Origin of the sequence: Lederbergia panacisoli (genome assembly GCF_024626525.1) — a bacterium.
Classification (GTDB): Bacteria; Bacillota; Bacilli; order Bacillales; family Bacillaceae_C; genus Lederbergia; species Lederbergia panacisoli.
The window spans coordinates 20,108-40,228 of record NZ_JANJGU010000022.1 but is presented as its reverse complement, the minus strand read 5'-3'; the positions used below and the strand labels follow the sequence as shown (position 1 = coordinate 40,228).

Annotated in this window: 17 protein-coding genes; 6 read left to right on the top strand and 11 right to left on the bottom strand. The window is 38.3% G+C overall.

All coding sequences use genetic code 11. From position 1 onward, the window contains the following. Positions 1-100: 100 nt before the first annotated feature. On the bottom strand, positions 101-421 hold the full coding sequence (locus NQ185_RS18825; RefSeq protein WP_257583605.1) for a winged helix-turn-helix transcriptional regulator: 321 nt from the start codon (positions 419-421) through the stop codon (positions 101-103). 166 nt (positions 422-587) lie between these two features. On the opposite strand from NQ185_RS18825, the gene NQ185_RS18820 reads away from it, so the two are divergent. After that, positions 588-1,436, top strand: coding sequence for an NAD-dependent epimerase/dehydratase family protein (locus NQ185_RS18820; RefSeq protein WP_257583604.1), 849 nt, complete (start codon positions 588-590; stop codon positions 1,434-1,436). A 25-nt stretch (positions 1,437-1,461) separates the two neighbouring features. Next, positions 1,462-2,454 carry an L-glyceraldehyde 3-phosphate reductase gene (gene mgrA, locus NQ185_RS18815; protein WP_257583603.1) on the top strand — a complete coding sequence of 331 codons (993 nt, stop codon included), beginning with the start codon at positions 1,462-1,464 and terminating at the stop codon, positions 2,452-2,454. Between the two features lie 88 nt (positions 2,455-2,542). Here mgrA and NQ185_RS18810 read toward each other — a convergent pair whose 3' ends face one another. Continuing rightward, complete coding sequence (locus NQ185_RS18810) at positions 2,543-5,629, bottom strand: efflux RND transporter permease subunit (protein ID WP_257583602.1); 3,087 nt, start codon at positions 5,627-5,629, stop codon at positions 2,543-2,545. Between the two features lie 130 nt (positions 5,630-5,759). Between NQ185_RS18810 and NQ185_RS18805 the strand changes: the two genes are divergently transcribed. Then, positions 5,760-6,596, top strand: coding sequence for a TetR/AcrR family transcriptional regulator (locus NQ185_RS18805; protein WP_257583601.1), 837 nt, complete (start codon positions 5,760-5,762; stop codon positions 6,594-6,596). Positions 6,597-6,608: 12 nt separating this feature from the next. Continuing rightward, complete coding sequence (pgeF, locus tag NQ185_RS18800; RefSeq protein ID WP_257583600.1) at positions 6,609-7,373, top strand: peptidoglycan editing factor PgeF; 765 nt, start codon at positions 6,609-6,611, stop codon at positions 7,371-7,373. Between the two features lie 149 nt (positions 7,374-7,522). On the opposite strand, the gene NQ185_RS18795 is transcribed toward pgeF, so the two are convergent. From NQ185_RS18795 to NQ185_RS18765, 7 genes are all read right to left on the bottom strand, one after another. Continuing rightward, on the bottom strand, positions 7,523-8,974 hold the full coding sequence (locus tag NQ185_RS18795; protein WP_257583599.1) for a protein adenylyltransferase SelO: 1,452 nt from the start codon (positions 8,972-8,974) through the stop codon (positions 7,523-7,525). 159 nt (positions 8,975-9,133) lie between these two features. Further along, positions 9,134-10,021, bottom strand: a complete 888-nt coding sequence (locus NQ185_RS18790) for a sugar phosphate isomerase/epimerase family protein (RefSeq protein ID WP_257583598.1) — start codon at positions 10,019-10,021, stop codon at positions 9,134-9,136. A 152-nt stretch (positions 10,022-10,173) separates the two neighbouring features. Further along, positions 10,174-11,052 (bottom strand): TolB family protein, encoded by an 879-nt coding sequence (locus NQ185_RS18785; protein WP_257583596.1) that lies wholly within the window; start codon positions 11,050-11,052, stop codon positions 10,174-10,176. 101 nt (positions 11,053-11,153) lie between these two features. After that, a complete protein-coding gene (locus tag NQ185_RS18780; RefSeq protein WP_257583595.1) occupies positions 11,154-11,882 on the bottom strand; it encodes a GntR family transcriptional regulator in 729 nt (242 codons plus the stop codon). A gap of 58 nt (positions 11,883-11,940) precedes the next feature. Beyond that, positions 11,941-12,723, bottom strand: coding sequence for a fructoselysine 6-kinase (frlD, locus tag NQ185_RS18775; RefSeq protein ID WP_257583593.1), 783 nt, complete (start codon positions 12,721-12,723; stop codon positions 11,941-11,943). A gap of 45 nt (positions 12,724-12,768) precedes the next feature. Next, positions 12,769-13,782 (bottom strand): SIS domain-containing protein, encoded by a 1,014-nt coding sequence (locus NQ185_RS18770; protein ID WP_257583592.1) that lies wholly within the window; start codon positions 13,780-13,782, stop codon positions 12,769-12,771. Positions 13,783-13,919: 137 nt separating this feature from the next. Further along, the gene (locus NQ185_RS18765; protein WP_257583591.1) at positions 13,920-15,266 is read right to left on the bottom strand and encodes an MATE family efflux transporter; all 1,347 of its coding nucleotides are present in this window, start codon (positions 15,264-15,266) and stop codon (positions 13,920-13,922) included. A 245-nt stretch (positions 15,267-15,511) separates the two neighbouring features. Here NQ185_RS18765 and NQ185_RS18760 point away from each other — a divergent pair, with 245 nt between their 5' ends. Beyond that, on the top strand, positions 15,512-16,180 hold the full coding sequence (locus NQ185_RS18760; protein WP_257583590.1) for a response regulator transcription factor: 669 nt from the start codon (positions 15,512-15,514) through the stop codon (positions 16,178-16,180). After that, positions 16,177-17,184 carry a sensor histidine kinase gene (locus tag NQ185_RS18755; protein ID WP_257583589.1) on the top strand — a complete coding sequence of 336 codons (1,008 nt, stop codon included), beginning with the start codon at positions 16,177-16,179 and terminating at the stop codon, positions 17,182-17,184. The genes NQ185_RS18760 and NQ185_RS18755 overlap by 4 nt, the downstream gene beginning before the upstream one ends. 74 nt (positions 17,185-17,258) lie before the next feature. Here the strand turns inward: NQ185_RS18755 and NQ185_RS18750 are convergent, their stop codons facing one another. Continuing rightward, entirely contained in the window at positions 17,259-19,178 is a 1,920-nt protein-coding gene (locus NQ185_RS18750; protein ID WP_257583588.1) for an ABC transporter permease, read from the bottom strand. Then, entirely contained in the window at positions 19,165-19,941 is a 777-nt protein-coding gene (locus NQ185_RS18745; protein WP_257583587.1) for an ABC transporter ATP-binding protein, read from the bottom strand. The genes NQ185_RS18750 and NQ185_RS18745 overlap by 14 nt, the downstream gene beginning before the upstream one ends. Between the last annotated feature and the right edge of the window lie 180 nt (positions 19,942-20,121).

Genomic DNA, 20,121 nt, shown 5'->3' with positions numbered 1-20,121 from the left:
AAAGAATACAAAATAAGCGTAGAGCCTTTATATGCGACAGCTATACTCTACGCTTTCCTCTTTAACACACTCTATATGTTAATTACTTAGTTTTACTAATCTACGTCCACTGCGATCCCCAAATTTTCATTTCTTTTAATATCTTATGCAGCGCTTGCCCTTTCTCCGTCAAGGAATATTCAACCGTTATAGGAACCGTTGGGGTAACCTTACGAATGAGCACTTCATTTTCTTCCAAGTGGCGCAACGTATCCGTTAATGCCTTTGGGCTTATTTTCGGAATTGATTTCTGGATTTCACCGAAGCGTTTCGTTCCTTCAAATAGCTGTTTTAAAATAAGAAAGGACCACTTGCCGCCAATCACGTTCAATGCCTTTTCAATCGAGCATTCCACGACTAATTCTTCTATTGCTTCTTGCATAACTTCATCTCCCTTAACAGCAAATAGTTACTATAAATATTATAGTAATTAACCTATCTTTTATTATATCAAAATTATTTCAGTACTTGTATTAAATAATATGTAAGCATATACTTCGAAGTGAGTAAGCGTTTTTACCCACAGCCAATAGAGAGGTGATTACAACATGCCGAAAGTGGTCATTACAGGTGGAAGTGGTCTATTAGGACCATCAGTGATAAAAGAGTTTTTAAACCATAGATATGAAGTTGTAAATGCGGATGTAAAAAAGCCGAAAGAGGAGCTTTGTCGAACCATCATTACTGATTTGACAAACCTCGGAGAAGTACATGGGGTTTTAGTTGGGGCGGACGCGGTTGTTCACCTTGCTGCTATCCCAGTCGCTTATTCCCATCCGAATGAAGTGACATTCCGCAATAACGTCATGTCTACGTATAATATTTTAGAAGCTGCTGGTAATTTAGGTATTAAAAAGGCCGTTATTACTTCAAGTGAGTCATCCTATGGCATCGTTTTTTCAAGGAATTCACTAGAGCCGAAATATGTGCCAATCGATGAGGAACACCCGCAGTTGCCGGAAGATAGCTACGGATTATCAAAAATTGTGAATGAAGAAACAGCAGACATGATTCATCGCAGAACAGGGATGCAAGTCGTTTCCATGCGTTTAGGAAATGTCATTACTCCAGAAATGTATAAAAACTTCCCAAGCTTTATCCATGATCCCGAGCAACGTAAAACCATTGTATGGAGCTATATTGATGCCAGGGATGCGGCAACAGCGTATCGACTTGCTGTTGAAACCGATGGACTTGGATCCGTGGCATTAAATATCGCAAACAATGAAACAAGTATGGATATTGAAAGTAAACAGTTGATGGAGCAAGTTTTTCCTAATGTAAAAGAGTTTAAGAAAGAAATAACTGGTTTTGAAACACTTTTTAGTAATGAAAAAGCTAAAAAACTATTAAATTGGGAGCCAGTCCATGCATGGAGAAATTATGTAAATCTCTAAATCTTAATTAAAAGGAGAATAAATTATGGTGTACTTAGCAAATGACAAACGATATGACACTATGAAATACAATCGAACAGGGAATTCAGGACTTTTGCTTCCTGCCATTTCACTAGGTCTATGGCATAACTTTGGCGGTGTCGATACATATGAAAATGGCCGCGCGATGCTTAGAAGAGCTTTTGATTTAGGGATCACACATTTTGACCTTGCAAATAACTATGGACCACCAGCAGGATCAGCTGAAACAATGTTTGGCGAAATGCTTGCGACGGATTTCAAACCGTACCGTGATGAAATGGTCATTTCTACAAAAGCGGGCTATTGGATGTGGAATGGCCCATACGGTGAATGGGGCTCGAAAAAATATTTGATTGCAAGTCTAGACCAAAGCTTGAAACGCATGGGATTAGACTATGTTGATATTTTCTATTCTCACCGTCCAGATCCAAACACACCTTTGGAAGAAACGATGGGTGCCCTTGACCAAATCGTTCGTCAAGGTAAAGCTTTATATGTCGGAATTTCAAGCTATTCGCCAGAGCAAACAGCGGAAGCCGTTAGAATTCTAAATGATTTAGGAACGCCATTGTTAATTCATCAACCAAGCTACTCTATGTTAAACCGTTGGATTGAAGATGGGTTGCAAGATGTCCTTGATGAAAGTGGAGTTGGATCGATTGCCTTCTGCCCATTACAGCAAGGTTTGTTAACGAATAAATATTTAGGTGGCATTCCGAAGGATTCACGTGCCGCTAGTTCAACAGGTGCGTTAAATGAGAACCAGGTTACAGAAGAAGTAGTTCAAAAGGTTAGAAAGTTAAATGACCTTGCCGCCGAAAGAGGACAAACACTTGCGCAAATGTCCCTCGCATGGGTGCTTCGCGGTGGACGTGTGACATCAGCCCTCATTGGTGCTAGCCGTGTAAGTCAAATTGAAGATAATGTTGCTGCATTAAACAACTTAGATTTTAGTGAAGAAGAACTTGCAGTGATTGATGATATTTTAAAAGGTTAACAGTAATAAAAATTCTTCGAGTGTTCGCATTCGAAGAATTCTTTAACCAAAAAGCCCTGCAAAGATTAACTCCTTGCAGGGCTTTTCCTTAATTCTCTTCTATTTCTTTACGGTTTTTCTTAAGCATCTTCGATAGTATTTCATACACAATCGGTACGATAATAAGCGTCAATAGCGTCGAGCTTGTTAAACCGCCAATAACCGTAATAGCAAGCCCTTTTGAGATCATACCGCCTCCGCCTTCTGCGCCAATCGCTAATGGAATTAAGGCACCAATTGTTGCGATGGCTGTCATAAGGATTGGACGTAGACGGGTAGAGCCCGCTTCTAATATGGCTTCGCGCATATTCATGCCTCCGCGTTCCATTCGAACAATCCGGTCCACGAGTACGATTGCATTCGTTACAATAATCCCAATTAACATGAGGAGTCCCATCATAACCGATACGGATATCGTTTCGCCGGCAATCCATAGCCCGACAAACGAGCCAATGACCGCAAATGGCAATGAGAACAAAATCGCAAATGGAGCTGTTCCTTCACCGAATGTAACAACAAGGATGAAGTATACGATCGCGATTGCCGCTAGCATCGCTACACCAAGCTGTGTAAATGTCTCAGCCATATCTGCCGCCACACCTGCTACATCAACCGTAACACCTTTAGGTAAATCCAGTTTATCAATTGCTTTATCCATTTCAGAAGATGCTTTTGAAACATCACTGCCGATGACCTTTCCTGAAACCGTTGCATAGTATTCACCTTTGCTGCGTGCAAGAGTGTTCAAGGTAGTACCCTTCTCTACTTTAACAAGATCGGAAAGTGGCATTGTTGTGCCTAGCGCTGTCGGTACTTCTGTTTTTAAAATATCGTCAATTGATTTTGGTTGTTCCTTTTGCTCCTGCTGAACAATTACATTTAATATGTCGCCGTCTTTTTTAACCGTCGTTAAAACATCTTGTGCTTTATTCGGACTTAACATCATCACAATTTGACCTGTTGTTAAGCCATATTGCAGCAACTCATCTTGCTCTACTTTAAATGTATATTCTACATACGGATCCTCTGTACTAGACTTAACGTCTTCTAAACCGTCGCTTTCCTTCATCTCAGCTTCTACCATTTTTACTGCTTCATTTAGTTTATCCAAGTCTTCGCTGTAAAAAGTATAGCTGACTTCACTTGACGACATTCCCATAGACGTAAAGTCTTGGCTTTTCCATTCGCCTGATTGATCCATATTGAATACATAGTCCTCAACTTCTTTGCGAACTTCAGAGAAATTCTTCATATCAGGGTCAAAGATTAAGTACATTAATGCACCATTTCCGCCTCCACCCATCATCGCAGCCATTGGATCGCCGCTATTTGTGATAGATAATTGAACGATATCAATATCATCACGTTCTAACATTTCCTGCTCTACAGCTTTCACGTTTTCTAATGTTTCATCTTTTAACTCGCCTGTTCCTGGTGTGTAAGTTAAGTACATAACTTTTTCTTCTTCACTGCCCATAAAGCTAAATCCAATAAGCGGTGTTAAACATAAGCTGCCAACTAATAACAAAATTGAAATAATAGAGGTAATAGCTTTATGGTTTAACGTCCAATTAAGGATACCTTTGTATGAATTCGCTAATTTTCCTGCTTCTTTATGACTCTTATTAGTCTTCTTACCATATAATTTTTTCTTAAATAAGAAATGAGATAATGCAGGAACGATAGTGATCGCTACTAATAGCGAAGCTCCTAGCGCAAACGTCATCGTCAATGCGAATGGCATGAATAACTCGCCGACCATTCCACCTACAAAAATGAGTGGTGCAAAAACGGCAACTGTTACGATCGTAGAGGATGCAATCGGCTTGAACATTTCAAGTGTTGCCTCACGGATGAGTGCTCGCCCCGTTAATTTCTCTTCTTTCAAATGCAGCCTTCGATATATATTTTCCACGACGACAATCGAGTCATCGATAACACGGCCAATGGCTACCGTTACCGCTCCTAGTGTCATCATATTGAGTGTTATATCCATCCAGTTCAGAATCATTAAAGCCATAAAAATAGAAACTGGGATGGACACGATTGATATCACAGTCGATTTAAAATCACGCAAGAATAGGAGGATAATTAACACGGCAATTAATCCACCAAATAACGCTTTTTCAACCATCGTTTTAATGGAGTCTTCGATTGGCTTGCCTTGGTCAAGTGATACATCAATGATCAGGCCATCAATTTTTGCCTTTTCATCTTTAATTAACTTTTTCACACTGTTTACGACATCTACCGTGTTTGCTTGTTGACCTTTTACAATTTGAATGGCAATCGCTTCTTTACCATTTGTACGAGAAACCGATTCTACTTTACCGACTTCCTCAACTTTTGCAATTTCGCTAAGCTTTACAAATGGAGATGGATTTGTTTCTGAAGGCGTAACAGGTATAAGCATGTTCTTTAATTCATCAGCGGTCATGAATTTCCCATCGATTGCAACTGCTTGTTCGCCTTCTTCAAACTCATAAAGGCCCAAAGAAACAGATAGGTCACTCGCTTGAATCATTTGCTTCACTGAATCTTCTGTTAGACCGAGTTTTTCCATTTCTTCTTTAATATAAATAAGCTCTACTTCTTCAATGTGTTGCCCTGTGACTGTTGCTGATGCAACGCCTTCGATTTTTTGAATTTTGGGCAGTAAAATATCTTCTACTGTAGAAGTTAATTCAACGATATCTTCTTTATCACTACTTACACTTAGTGCAACGACCGGCATCATATTCATACTAATCGCTGTAATGCTAGGCTTCTGCGCGTCTTCTGGCAATTTTACTGCATCTAATGCAGATTGTAATGCTCGCTTCGCCTCATCCATATCGATGCCATATTCATATTCCACTTGGATACTTGCCATGTTAGAATAAGAATTAGAATAGACGGCTTTGACATCTTCTAAGTTTTCCGCCGCTTTCTCTAAAGGCATAGAAACATCTTCCATAACTTGTTCAGGAGTTGCTCCAGGATATACTCCCGTTACCATTAAATATGGAATCGTTATATCTGGGATCGTCTCCGTTTTCATACGTGTTCCTGCGTAAATTCCAGATACAGTAATAATGATCGTTAATAACCAAACGGCTAATTTGTTTTTAAGTACAAAATTGACTAAACCTTTCACTGCTGTCCTCTACCCCCATTTTTTAATGAATGCTACATCATGCACTATTGACTTTTTACGCCTATTTACTTATAGTAATGACTAATCAGTCACTTGTCAACAATGGAATATAGGAGCGAAAAAAATAAACATGATTAAAAAACAATTAATTATGGAAAAAGCATTGGAACTGTTTGCCAAACAAGGATTTGAATCGACATCAGTTCAACAAATAACAGATTATTGCGGCATATCTAAAGGAGCTTTTTATCTATCTTTTAGGTCAAAAGACGAATTGATTTTAACATTAATGGATCATTTTATGATGCAAATCACTTCAGATATTGACCATATAGTCAAAACTTCAAAAAATGATAGCTTGTTGTATGACTTTTACTATGCTACCTATAGTTATTTTTATAAACATTTGGATTTCGCAATGACTTTTATGAAAGAACAAACGCGAACATTCAATGAAGAATTCATTTTAAAAATGCGCTACTATGATAAATTAAACGAAAAAGTTATATTAACCATGATTGAACGCTTGTATGGGGAAGAAGTCAAATATTCAAAATACGATTTGATTTATTGCATTAAAGGGTTTATGAAAATGTACGGAGAGCTATTTTTATTTAAAAATATACCTGTCGATTTTCACCTGCTTGCCGAGTCTCTTGTGGAAAAAACAAATATTTTAGCTAAGTATATGACCATCTCATTTATTACTGATGAGCATAAAACATTGCTTGATATTGGTCTGGATGGGGTTGTTACGAAGGAACAAATTACCGAAATGATTGATCAAAAAATCGAAGAAATGGAAGAATCCATTGAAAAGGACTCATTAATATTACTTAAAGAACAGCTTTTAAACCCAAGTCCAAGTCTGGCTATTGTAAAGGGGTTAATCGAAAATATTCGTAATCACCCACATTGCAAATGGGTTGCTTTTTTACTTAGAGATTTTTACAAATCGATTACTTAAAGTGGTGATCATATGAAAACAAAGCTTTATAAAAATAACGGAATGATGATAGCGGGTATTACATTAAGGGATCCGGTGGAATTTGAAAGCAATAACATGGCCCTTCATGCCTGTGAAAACCTTGAAAATGTATTGGAAAATCGCAAAAAATTGGCCGCATTTTTGAATTGTGATTTAGAAAACTTTGTGTGTGCAAAGCAAACCCATAGCGCCAACTTTCATCGGGTGATGATTGGTGATAAAGGAAGAGGCTCTGACCGTTTAGAAACTGCTATTCCCGACACGGACGCATTGTACACATTCGAGCCAAATTTATTACTATGCAGCTTTAATGCCGATTGCGTCCCGGTGATTTTTTATCATGAAGGTACTGGTGCTGTCGGTGTCGTGCATTCCGGATGGCAAGGCACAGTAAAAGAAATTACGTTAAAGGTTTTTAAGCATTTAATACAGGCGGAAGATTGTGATCCCAGTGGTTTTCATGTACAAATCTGCCCTGCACTAAGTCAGGAAAAGTTTGAGGTCGATGAAGATGTATATGTGAAATTCAAAGACCTTGGTTATGCCGATGCGTTTATGTATTACAATGAACGGACTAATAAATATCACATTGATAATCAGTTGACGGTGAAAAAGCAATGCATGCTCGCGGGAATTCCGGAAGCGCAAATCACGATTGATCGAACGTGTACGTATATAAGTGAAGATGGCTTCTCATACCGTCAGGATAAACATGCTGGTAGACATCTATGTTTTATTATGAAAAAAAGCAGATAAAGTCGCGAGCCCGCGACTTTTTTTAAATTCCGATTCAATTTCATCAATTCCAAATCAAATATCATCATTTAATCTAGATTCTTCACAAATCCTAATTACAAAATAATGCTGCCAAAAAGAAAATAGGCAGCATTTAACAATTTTGCACATTATGTTCCACAATACGTTCGATAAGGAGTCGTCGAAGCGGGCACTACGCTATATTCTGCTTGTTCAGCCGAATGCTCATACGGATTTGAAAGTATAGCTAGAAGCCGCTCCATCACGCTAAAGTCACTGCGCTCTACGGCCGCTTCCAAAGCTTCTTCTACCCGATGGTTCCGTGGAATTACTGAGGGATTATTGTTCTTCATTAACTTTTTTGCTAAATCGCTTGTTTCTGGTTGTCTTTCGAGTCTCGCCTGCCATTTCTCTTTCCATTGAGTAAATTCTTGGGATACACATCCATCCTGTGAATCAAATGTCAATGCGCGAAAAGTATTCGTATAGTCAGCATGTTGCTTCTTCATTATATCGAGGAGATCATTTATTAATGATTCATCCTCTTTATCCTCATTAAAAATCCCAAGTTTTGATCTCATACCAGAAAGCCAATGTGAATGATAAAGGGTACTAAAGTTTGAAATCTTTTCCTGAGCCTTTTCAATCGCCATCTCTTGATTTTCATCCAATAGCGGCAGTAGCGTTTCGGCAAATCGCGAGAGATTCCATGCTCCAATATAAGGCTGGTTTCCATAGGAGTAGCGCCCTTGAATGTCAATGGAACTAAAGACAGTTGCCGGGTCATACGTATCCATGAAAGCACATGGTCCATAATCAATTGTCTCTCCGCTTATCGTCATATTATCGGTATTCATCACACCGTGAATAAAGCCAACAAGCATCCACTTTGCAATAAGTTCAGCCTGGCGCTTGATTACAGCGTCAAGTAATGCAAGATAGCGGCTTTCATCCGCTTCAATACTTGGATAATGGCGCTCTATCGCATAGTCAGCTAATATTCTTAGATCTTCCACCGTTCCCCACTGCGCGACGTATTCAAAGGTCCCGACCCGAAGATGGCTAGCAGCCACACGGGTGAGAATAGCACCTGGAAGCTCCGTTTCCCGAATAACCGCCTCTCCAGTTGTCACCACCGCTAGGCTCTGGGTCGTAGGAATTCGAAGGGCGTGCATCGCTTCACTAATAATGTACTCACGCAGCATCGGCCCAAGCGCCGCGCGCCCATCGCCACCACGAGAATAGCGGGTTCTACCAGACCCTTTCAGCTGAATATCAAACATCTTGCCTTCAGGCGTAATTTGCTCTCCAAGTAAAACAGCCCGGCCATCCCCCAGCATCGTAAAGTTTCCAAATTGATGCCCCGCATACGCTTGTGCAATAGGTGCAGCACCTTCTGGAATTTTATTTCCTGCTAGCATTGCAACGCCATCATCGCTTTGCAGCTCCTCTATGTTGAAACCGAGAGAGGTCGCTAACGGGTAATTAAGGATGATTAACTTTGGTGAGCGTACAGGAGTCGGGTTGGTGTTTGTATAAAATGAATTCGGCAGTTTTGCATAGCTATTGTCTAAGTTCCATCCCGATTCTTTTTTAACCATAGACTCTCCTTTTTTTAATCCAAGTTTTTAGTTTACATCATAATTATATTATACCCTTCAGAATGATGAATACGCGGCATAATTCACCATTTATATTATTTACATGACACTTCTGGATAAAATAAAAAGTCGCCCGGTAAAGGACGACTTTTTAAGAAATTAACTATATTTTTTCAACAAATCAATGGTCTTCTGGACACCTTCTCGCTGATTTCCGGGACCTTCAAATTCTACTGAGTAGTAGCCGTCATAATTATGTTTCTTTGCAATTTCCATGCACTTTCCAAAGTCAAATTGAACATGGCTTCCGTCTTCGTTGAACTCATATGTTTTAGCATGCACTAAGATTGGATCATTAAAAATCATATCAACCGCTTCGTAGCGAATACCTTGTTCAAAGTTTCCGAAATCAGGGCAAACTCTGAAATTCGGATGATCAACCATTTCAAAAAGCTTTATAATATTTTTCGGGTCTGCCGACATACCGCCGTGGTTTTCTAGAACTAATGCAACACCTTTCGTTTCTGCATATTCAGCAAGTTCTCTATAAGAATCTGCTGTTATGCTAAGATCGAAAACACCTTCTGGCTGCTGTCCAGTATTGACCCTAGCTCCCGTACTTCCTAAGTAAGCCGCTATATCGATCCATGATTTAATAACTTCAAGATCTGATTTGCGTTTTTCTTCATCCAACCCTGAGATATTACCGTAGTCGATTGGCATATTGAGCACCTTCACGCCGTATTTCTCAAGTGCTTGCTTCACATCTTCAAGATTTTCTGGCTTGTTGAGGCTCATTTCATCCATGACTTCCATAAAGCCGCCGATCGCTTGCTGAATTTTTTCAGGGTCAGGGTTACTGAACTGCTCAAGGGCAAACTTCATTTTCTCTGTACCTTCTGGACTAACCTTACCTACCATCCAATGAACCATCTCAACCGCGTCTGCTCCGAATTCCTCTTTAACGACACGAATGAAGTCTACCATCGTCATGCCTTTTTCGATAAATTCTTTGTTCAAACTCCAGCTTGATACACCAATTTTCATACCCATTTCCTCCCCATTATGTATTTTTACATGGATGACCCGCCTTCGACAGGTAAGCATGCATCTATTAATATAGTAACACTTAAAGCGCTTTAATTAGTATTTTAGCCAGCCGAATTTCCAATTTTATTTATAAAAGTTTCTTTTCTTAATCACGTAAGTTCATAACTTACAAAAGCAAGATGCTTACTATCAGGTGACCAAGAATTCACATTAATCGTTCCCTGTCCCCCAAATAGTTTTACTAGCAAACGTGATTCCCCACCCGAACTTGCCATTAAACGTAATTCCACTTCTTTATTCGGTGGATGATCACCTGGTTCGACATCTCCTTTTCGGTAAGAAATATAAGCTATACTTTTGCCATCTGGAGATACATGTGGAAACCAGTTATTGCTTTCTTCAAATGTCATCTGCGTTTGTTCACTGCCGTCTGCATTCATGCGCCATACTTGCATAAGTCCCGAGCGAGTCGAGTTAAACCAAATATGTTGGCCGTCCGGTGAATATTCCGGACCATCATCTAGCCCTGGGAAATTCGTTAACTGCTTTTCTTCTCCCCCAGCTGCTGGAATGGTGTAAATATCATATTGTCCATTCCGTTCAGCACAATACGCCAATGTTTTTCCATCTGGTGACCAACCGTGTAAATACGAAGGTGCCATCGGCGTAATTAGCACCGGGTTGCCGCCCTCAAGTGGTAAAATATAAATTCTAGATTGGCGGTCTTCCAACGTATGATGACTTACTGCAATTTCAGATTCATCCGGAGATAAAACATGATCGTTATTGCAAAAATTAGCAAACCCTGAATCTATAACACTATTTTCAAGAGTATGGATGTCGAAAGAATGCAAAAGACCTCCACTGTTGTATATAAGCTTGTCATCTCGAGTCCAATTAGGTGCCTCAATTACATAATCAAATGCAGCCAAACTTTTTCTCTCACCAGTTTCTATATTAATAATCTGTAAGAAACTCTTTGTATTTTCCCTCATTTGAAAGCTAGATGGGTTTTTCAATGTTTCCATTCTCTTTCCCCCTTTTTATTTTCTACTTCAATAATTCAATAAAAAGCTGCAAAAACCTTCACTTTTTTAAAAAAATTGGATATAAACGCTGCTCGTATTTCCTACTTCGCCCGATGAACGGTCAAATTTACTTTGCTCGTTTCACACATATAAGTGGAAAGGTGAACTGGTTCGTCATTTGCATCATAAGCAATTTTTATTATTCTAAATAGATTTGCGCAAATATCGCATCCAAATAAATGAGCATATTCTTTCGTTGCACCAATTACGTCAATAATTTTATCATTGCTAACAATATCCGTTTGATAATCTTCCGAAAGAATTTTATAAGTCGATTCATTCCCTGTTATTTTTTTCTCTAAATTAGGAAAACGAATGAGTGAATAATGAGCGATATCATAAAAGAGAGGACGGTCATTTACATACATAAGCCTCTCCAGTTCCAAAATAGGACTTCCCACCTCAATGGCCAGATGTCCGGCAATGTCTTCTGATGCAGGAATCACTTCACTTTTTAATATTCGTGAATTAGGTATCATCCCCAGCTGATGACTAAATTCGGAAAATCCACTAACCGATAATAATTCATTCTGAAATTTTTTAGTTGTAACAAAGGTGCCTCTTCTAGGAATTCGAGTTAATACTCCTTCCATTACCAATTCCTCAATGGCTTTTCGAATCGTGATTCGGCTAACATTATAAATTTCACACAGTTCAGCCTCAGTTGGAATCTGTTCATCTGGTTTGTATGTTCCGCTCTGAATATTATTCATCAACATTTGCCTTATTTGCATATACAATGGTTGAGGAGTCGCAGGATTTAAATTCATACTAAATCTTCCTTATCATTCTATTATTAATCCATTATACCTTGCCTTGAAACACTGGTCACCATGCACCGAAATATCGTATTGTTTCTGCTGCCATTTCCGAACCCAACTCTAAACAATCCATAGCGGACAGCCCTTTTAATCGCCCGGAAATAAAACCAGCTATAAAGGAATCCCCCGCCCCCATTGTATCAACAACATCAGAATCAACCGCACGACATGTGTAAAAGTTTTCGCCATCATAGGCTAGTGAACCATTTTCACCTAAAGTGGCAACAGCAATACTAGATCCAAGATTTTTTATTTCCTTTAAATATTCGCGGATAAAGGAGTCATCTTTCGTATAAGAGAAGAAAGAGTAATCAACAAACTTCGGTAATGATTTAACAAGATGATGGTCTAATTTATCAGAGAAATCAAAGGAGGTAGACACTCCTCTTTCTTTAAAAAGCGGAAAATATCCTTCTACATGTCCGTAAATGCCAGCATGTATAAGTTGATATGTTTGAATAAACTCCAGTTCTTCTTTTGTTAAAAAGAAGTCAGCCATAACACCCTCTTCATAATCGCCAAAACAACGTTCATTGTTCACTAATTCCACATAAGAAATAGCCGTTTTTCCTTCCTTTTTTGTAAGATGGGATATGTCGACACCCTTTTCCGAAATGCTGTTTTTCATTACTTCTCCATATGCATCACTGCCCACCCAGCCAATATAAGCTGAACCAGCTCCTAACCGTTTTAAAAATACAGCAACATTTACAGGATTTCCTCCAGGATACGCCTTGCCGCTTGGCTGATAGACATCCATACAATTATCGCCGACCGTAATGATTCTCATCTTTTTCCCGCCTTGTGGAAGAGGGTACTAAACGCCCTCCACATTTTAATAGTCCATTTTTCTGTAATATCTTCTAAGGGTTAAGGGATGATTTCTTTCCCGTTCAAGATATGAGTTGAACCGATTAATAACAGCCCAATTGACACTGACAGCGAAATATTTTCTAAATTCTTCACTGATGCCTTCCATTTCAAAATCTTTAGTATCAATAACTGTAAGCTCCTTTGTTATTTTTTTAGCGAATTTTTCTACACGATCCATAAGCATTCTTGTTTCATCTTCCCCTTTGAATAAAATAACACTTGTATCTTCTTCAACGAGTTCGAGAGTTCCATGAAAAAATTCAGCGGCATGAATCGACTTCGTACGAATCCATTGCATTTCCTCTAAAATACACATCGCATATGAATAGGTGTTCCCCCACAAGATACCAGAGCCGACCAACATATGATAATCTGTTTCCTTATGTTTAACAGCAAATTCCGCCGCTTTTTCTTCAAATGATTGTACAGCCTGAACAATGGCACGTGGAAGCAGGGTGACTTCCTGTGTGAATTGCTCATATTGAGGAAACTCGTCGTTGTTATGTATAAACCGGAAGATTACCATATATAAAAGCAAAAAGAAAGTATCGAATGAATGCTTTTCCGAACCAGTTGTGACACAGTAATCAACGATCTTTGTTAAAGGCGTATTCGGGAATGCAACCAATGCAAATGTAGTAGCGCCTCTCTCTTTACAATACTTCACCGCTGCCACTGTTTCTTTCGTAGTACCCGATTCAGACGTAAAAATACACACGGAATCCTTCCCGAATTGTCTATGATTCATAACCATGAATTCCGCTGCATTGATAGCGTATACATTTATGGTAGAATTTGAGTTCAATATGTATTCATACGGATACATCATGGCAACGGTTCCACCAACGCCGATAAGAAAAATATTTTTATATCCTTTTTCGCAAATATCATCTACAAATCCTTCTATTTGACCTCTAAAGGATAAACCCTCTTTTTCTACATGTTGTAAAAAAACAGTTTCATCAAACTTTAACATGCCTCATTTTCCTCCTAAATTATATATTTGTATTGTCTTGTATTATAATTGAGCAATACATTATGTACAAGACATATTTAGCAATAAAAAAGGGCTTAAGACAACGAGGCATTTCTCGTTTTCCTAAGCTCTTAAAATCAGCTTTCACCTTCGACCGTTTTTAATCTAACCGTATCCCAGTCAGTTCGATAAAAACGAATCATCACGGCAATTCCAAACACCATTAAATACGAATATAGCGCAATCCATGCTCCAACACTGCCTAAATTTAGTGTAAAGGTTAATACATAGCTTAGTGGAATAAATAATAACCAACCTAATACTAATGAAATTTTAAGCAGGAATGAAGTGTCGCCAATTCCACGAAGACCCCCAGCATAAAAGTTCAACAATCCATCAAATATTTGTAAAAATGCTGAGATCATGATGAGTTTACCTGCCAAATGAAAGACCTGGGCATCTTGGGTATAGATCTTTGCAACTTGTTCCGAAAAGAAGAATTCAATAACGCCAAGCAATAAAATAAATATACACCCTAAAATAGCGGTGTTTGTTCCCGCCCTTCTTCCGTTAAGAGGTTTCCCTTTTCCAATTTCTTGACCAACTAAAATAGTGGCAGTTGATCCGAAAGCAAAGGCAGGCATAAATCCAAAGCTCATTACGCTCAAGGCAATTTCATTTGCGGCTAATGCTTCTGTCCCTAATCTCGTGACAAATCCTGTAAATACGAACATCGCCATCGCCAAAGAAAATTCCTGAATTCCTAACTTTGAACTTTCACCAAAGATTAATTTAGATTCCAACCGGTTAAAAGCAACTCGTACACGCGTACCATATTTTGGATGTAACTTTACGAAATAGATATAAGCGCAAAATAGAAAAGTCACAAGCTCTCCTACAAAAAAGGCAATCCCTGCACCTACCAGCCCTATTTCAGGAAAGCCAAAATGTCCATAGGTTAATCCATATGTGAGAAAAACCATTAAAGCTCCACCTATGATTGTACTAATCATCGGCGTCTTCGTATCACCTATACCACGTAAAAATCCATGAAAAACAAATGTGAAGGTTCCGAATATCATCGCAAGGAAGCGAATTTGCAAATAGTTTTTTCCTTGTTCGATCATTTCCGCAGAACTTCCCAAAACTTTGAAAATTCCTACAGGTAAAAGCAGCCCAACTAGTAAAATAAATGCACTAGCTGCAATACAAAGATAAAAAGCGATATACGTTCGCTCTATCCCTTTTTTCATATCGTTTGAACCATAATTTTGGGCCACTAAATAGTTCGTAGTATGGCCAATCCCCGAAAACAACGCCCAAACATTATACATGACAACATTCGTCACACCGACAATAGCGATGGCCAAGGCCCCCAAATGACCAACTAGAATCAAGTTTATCGTTCCCGTAAGTGTCGATGAAGCAAATGAGGCAATCGACGGTATCGCAAGTAATATTATCTTTTTCCATTCTTTCATCATTGTGATGTACCCCTACTCTTATATGTCAAATCTATTATACTTAGTTTTTTCGTAAAAGGATTCTTTTTCTAATAAAAACCTTCTTCCGAACCCATTTGTTATGCCTTGTATTATAGTTGAATATTACATCCTGTACAAGAAGTATTTATTTAATTTACTTTGAATGCTCTTGATATCGTTTTTTTGATTGCTCTCTATTCAATTCTTGACTCCCTTTGTATACTGAAATTAGGTGGGTGATGAACATGTACAAAGTGTTAATTATTGAAGATGATCATAAATTAAGGAGTTTAATAGGGCAGTATTTAGCAAAATGGAATTTCCAACCCGTTTTGGTTGAGGACTTTGAACTTATCGACCAAATCGCGTTAAAGGAAAATCCCCACATCATTCTGTTAGACATCAACCTCCCTGGAAATGATGGCTTTTACTGGTGCAGTAAGATTCGTCAGCTTTCAGATGTACCGGTCATTTTTATTTCGTCGCGCTCACAAAGTATGGATATTGTCATTGCGATGAATATGGGTGGAGATGACTATATACAAAAGCCATTTTCACTTGAAGTGTTGGTGGCAAAGATGAATGCCGTATTAAGAAGGTCCAGCTCTATTGTGGATAACGACTTTCTTGAGGTTGGTGAGCTTATCCTTAACCTCCAAAATGCGTACGTTGAATCCAGGGGTAAAAAGGCCGCCCTTACAAAAAATGAGTTTCAAATTCTTTACCTTTTAATGAAAAAGGCAGGACAAATTGTTTCTCGGGATGAAATCATGCGTGCATTATGGGAAGATGAGCAGTTTATCGATGACAATACTCTCACCGTGAATGTAAATCGGCTGCGGAAAAAGCTTGGGGAAATCGGCGTTGAAGATACCATCACAACTAAGAAACGACAAGGATACTTATTACAATGACTTGGAGAAACTACCTTCGTGATAACCGGTTTCTTTTACTTACTTTTTTCTTCGTATTAGTATTTGTATCCATCATCATATGGCTAGATCCACAAGTGCGCATTCATTTTAGTAATCTGCTATATATATGGCTCATCCTCGTCTTACTTTTTTCGTTTTATTTCCTATTTGATTTCCGTAAGAAAAAAGGATTCTATCGTGAATTAAAAAAGAAATTGGAAACTGGATATATTTTAGAACCTTCACAAACTCACAATTCCGAAGAGAAATTATATATCCAACTATTAAACATTCATAAGGAACAATATGAAGGAAAGATCGAACAAATCCAAAGTGAACAAAAAGAATGGCACGAGTATATGACATCGTGGGTTCATGAAATCAAAACGCCGATCTCCGTCTCCAAAATGATGATTGAGACAGAACTAATAACAAAAGCTATAGAAGAGGAAATTGAAAAGATTGACCATTTAGTCGAACAAGCTCTTTATTACAATAGAACGAGTGATTTTAGCAAAGATTATTTTATTCAGGAAATTGATGTTGGACAAATCATCAAAGAAGCCATCAAGGGGAATCGAAGGTTATTTTTATCGAAAAAAATTAGACTCCAATTGGACCTTACTTCAATGGAAGTCTTAACAGATAAAAAGGGACTCCTATATATCTTCAATCAATTATTATCTAATTCATTAAAGTACACACCTGTTGGCGGCGTAATTTTGATTCAAGTTCTACAGAGTGAAAGGAAAATTCTTGTACGCGATAGTGGAATTGGGATTCCCGCCGAGGATTTGCCAAGAGTCTTTCAAAAAGGGTTTACAGGTAAAAACGGAAGACAAGTTGCCTCATCAACTGGAATGGGGTTATACCTAGCTAACAAAATAGCCGCTAATTTAGGGCATCAACTCTCCCTAAGTTCAAAGGAAGGCAGCTATACCGAGGCCTCAATTTACTTTTCAAAAACAGTTGAACTGTTACGAGGGGAGTTTGCCTATAAATAAGGACGTGATGACTGCATCACGTCCTTATAGAGGCACTGAGATCTTTATTTTACAGTTTTTTTGATGTTATTTACTTACTGGTTCACGATCGTTGTATATTTTCTTAGCGTAATCAAATAGTAAATTAAATATATGGCCATATAAATGACGATGGTGATCAGAAATGGCAGCAGCAAATTCATTTTTGAAAAAATGGCGAGTGCCGAAATCAAGAATGAACTATTAGGGATAGCCATCACTAATGGCAGCAAAAAGACAGGCAATAATTGTTTGGCGATCGTTGCACGGATTTGCTTTTGGCTCATGCCAATTTTTCGCAACACGCCGTAACGCCCCTGATCAGCAGTTGCCTCGGTAAGCTGTTTGTAGTGCAGCATGCTGCCTGTTGCAAGCAAGAAGACAATTCCTAAAAAGCCGCCAATGAAAATGAGCAACCCATACGTTTCCACTCCCCGTTGATACTCATGAAAAAATGAAGAAAATATCATTGAATCTTGATCAACTTCGAAATCTCTAAAAACCACTTCTTCAATGTCCTTCATTAGTGTTTCCATTGATTTCTCGTTTTTCACTTTATATACTTGCAATTCTTTTATAGCGGCGTGCTCTTTCAACTCCTCATAGTCAGCATCGTTGATCACCATTGGCAAAACAAAATAACTTTGATTTAACAACGGCTTTTCTTCATATTGTTGAATCGTAAATTTGTGATCCATAACCGTTATCGTTTTGCCTGTATATATGTCGGCACTTTGATTTATATTTCCGTCATTAAAGACAATGGCTCTCTCTTTTCCAACGTCCTCGCTGCGATTCCCCATTTTTTCAGATAATCGCCGATATTCCTTTTCCGGTAAAAGCATAACTGGAAACTGATTCGACCATCTTCCTATTTCAGAGAAATCCCCTTCAACTTGTATATATTCAATACGATCAGAAAAGACAATCTCGTGCTCTTTACTATCAGAAATAAGTCTAGCGATCGCCTCATCCATTTCCGTATTATGCGATGTATACATAAGGCTTAACGGATAATTATTTTCAGCCATCGCCGTTACATTATGATGCAGACCAAAAATAGCTCCTAAAACAAAAAGCGTAAATGTGCTCAATAAAGCAATCATCGATAAGATAAGGGTATTTCCTTTCATTCGAAAACGAAGGTGGGAAACACTCATTAAATTTGTTCCTTTAAAATATAGCCCTTTTACCTTCATGATCCTTTCTAAAAGGACAGCAAATACAGAACGTATAAAGAGAAATGAGCCCATTAACATCATTACCAAGGAAAATAAGACTGCCCCAAAACCATATTCCTTATAAATACCCGAATCACTTGGTTGAAGTAAAATATAGTATCCGACTCCAAGTGCCAGTATAGACGCTATAGCGGCTGCTTTTGAAACCTTAAGCTGCTTTTCTCCCTGCTTATCCGCTATTAACAATTCGAATAATGTATAGCGGTATATCATCCGGTAATTATGAATCGATGTCACTACAATAATTGCAATAAAAACGATTAACGTCTGAATGACTGCTCCATAAGAAATTTCAAAATTAGCGAGGATTGAAAACCCCATTAACCTTATCAATAGCATCGTAAAAAGCTTAGATAAAAGGATGCCAATCGCCATTCCAATCCCAAGAGCAACGATTCCCATAATGAGATTTTCATAAAATAGGAGCATACCAATCTGCTTTTTACGCATCCCAAACAAGGAATATAAGGCAACTTCTTTCTTTCGTTTTCTTATGAAAAAGTCATTTGAATACCAGATAAAGATTGCTGAAAACAGCAACAGCAAAACAGATGCAACCATAAAAGCGGGCTGCACTTTTCCAAGGGCGGTCGCTGATTCGTTAATTTGCTTGTTGTACTGGAGCGAAACAAATGTGAAGTAAATGACAATGCTGAATACCATCGGATAAAAATACAACAAATAATGCTTTGTATTCAGTTTTATATTTTTTTTGGCAAGGTTAAATAACGTCATGATGCCCACCTCCCCCAAGGGTAGCCAGGATATCGATGATTTGCCCGAAAAATTGCTTGCGGCTGCGGTCGCCCTTCCTTATTTCAGTAAAAATCGATCCATCCTTTATAAATAAGACACGGTTGCTGAAGCTTGCCGCATAAGCATCATGAGTAACCATTAAAATGGTAGCTTTTTCTTGTTCATTTAATTCGGCGAGCGTTCCAAGCAGCATATAGGCAGATTTCGAGTCGAGCGCCCCTGTTGGTTCATCCGCAAAAATTAGGCTAGGATTCGTAATAATCGCTCTAGCAGTTGCCGTCCTTTGCTGCTGCCCACCCGAAATATTATAAGGATAAGATTGTAAAATCCCTTCAATACCAAGCGCTTTAGATACTTTAGCAATCCTATTCTCAATTTTCTCAGCCGCCACATTCGCTAAAGAAAGCGGAAGGATAATATTTTCCTTTACTGTTAGAGTGTCAATTAAGTTGTAGTCCTGAAAAATAAAACCTAATTTGTCTCTTCTAAAATCAGCTAAATCTTCTTCCTTAAATTTGAGAATATTTTTCCCGTCAATCTTAATTTCACCTGAGGTGGGGACGTCAATCGTTGATAACACATTTAATAGAGTCGATTTCCCAGCACCCGACGGACCCATAATTCCTACAAACTCTCCTTTATATACATCCAACTCGATATCATTCAATGCAGTATGAATGTTTCCCTTTGACCCAAAAACCTTTTTTATATTGGCGGCTTCTAAAACAATATGATTTTCCATTTCATCCATCCCTCGTTTATCTTATAAGCTAATCATAAAAGAAACGGAGAGGCTCAACCATAACTTATCCTTACAATTTATCCTCTAACCTTACAATTTTGTAACGTATATAGTGCTTATCCAGCCAAGAATAATGTTGGTTATCTTTGGAAAGATAGTTTTAAAACGAGCTTCTGATTT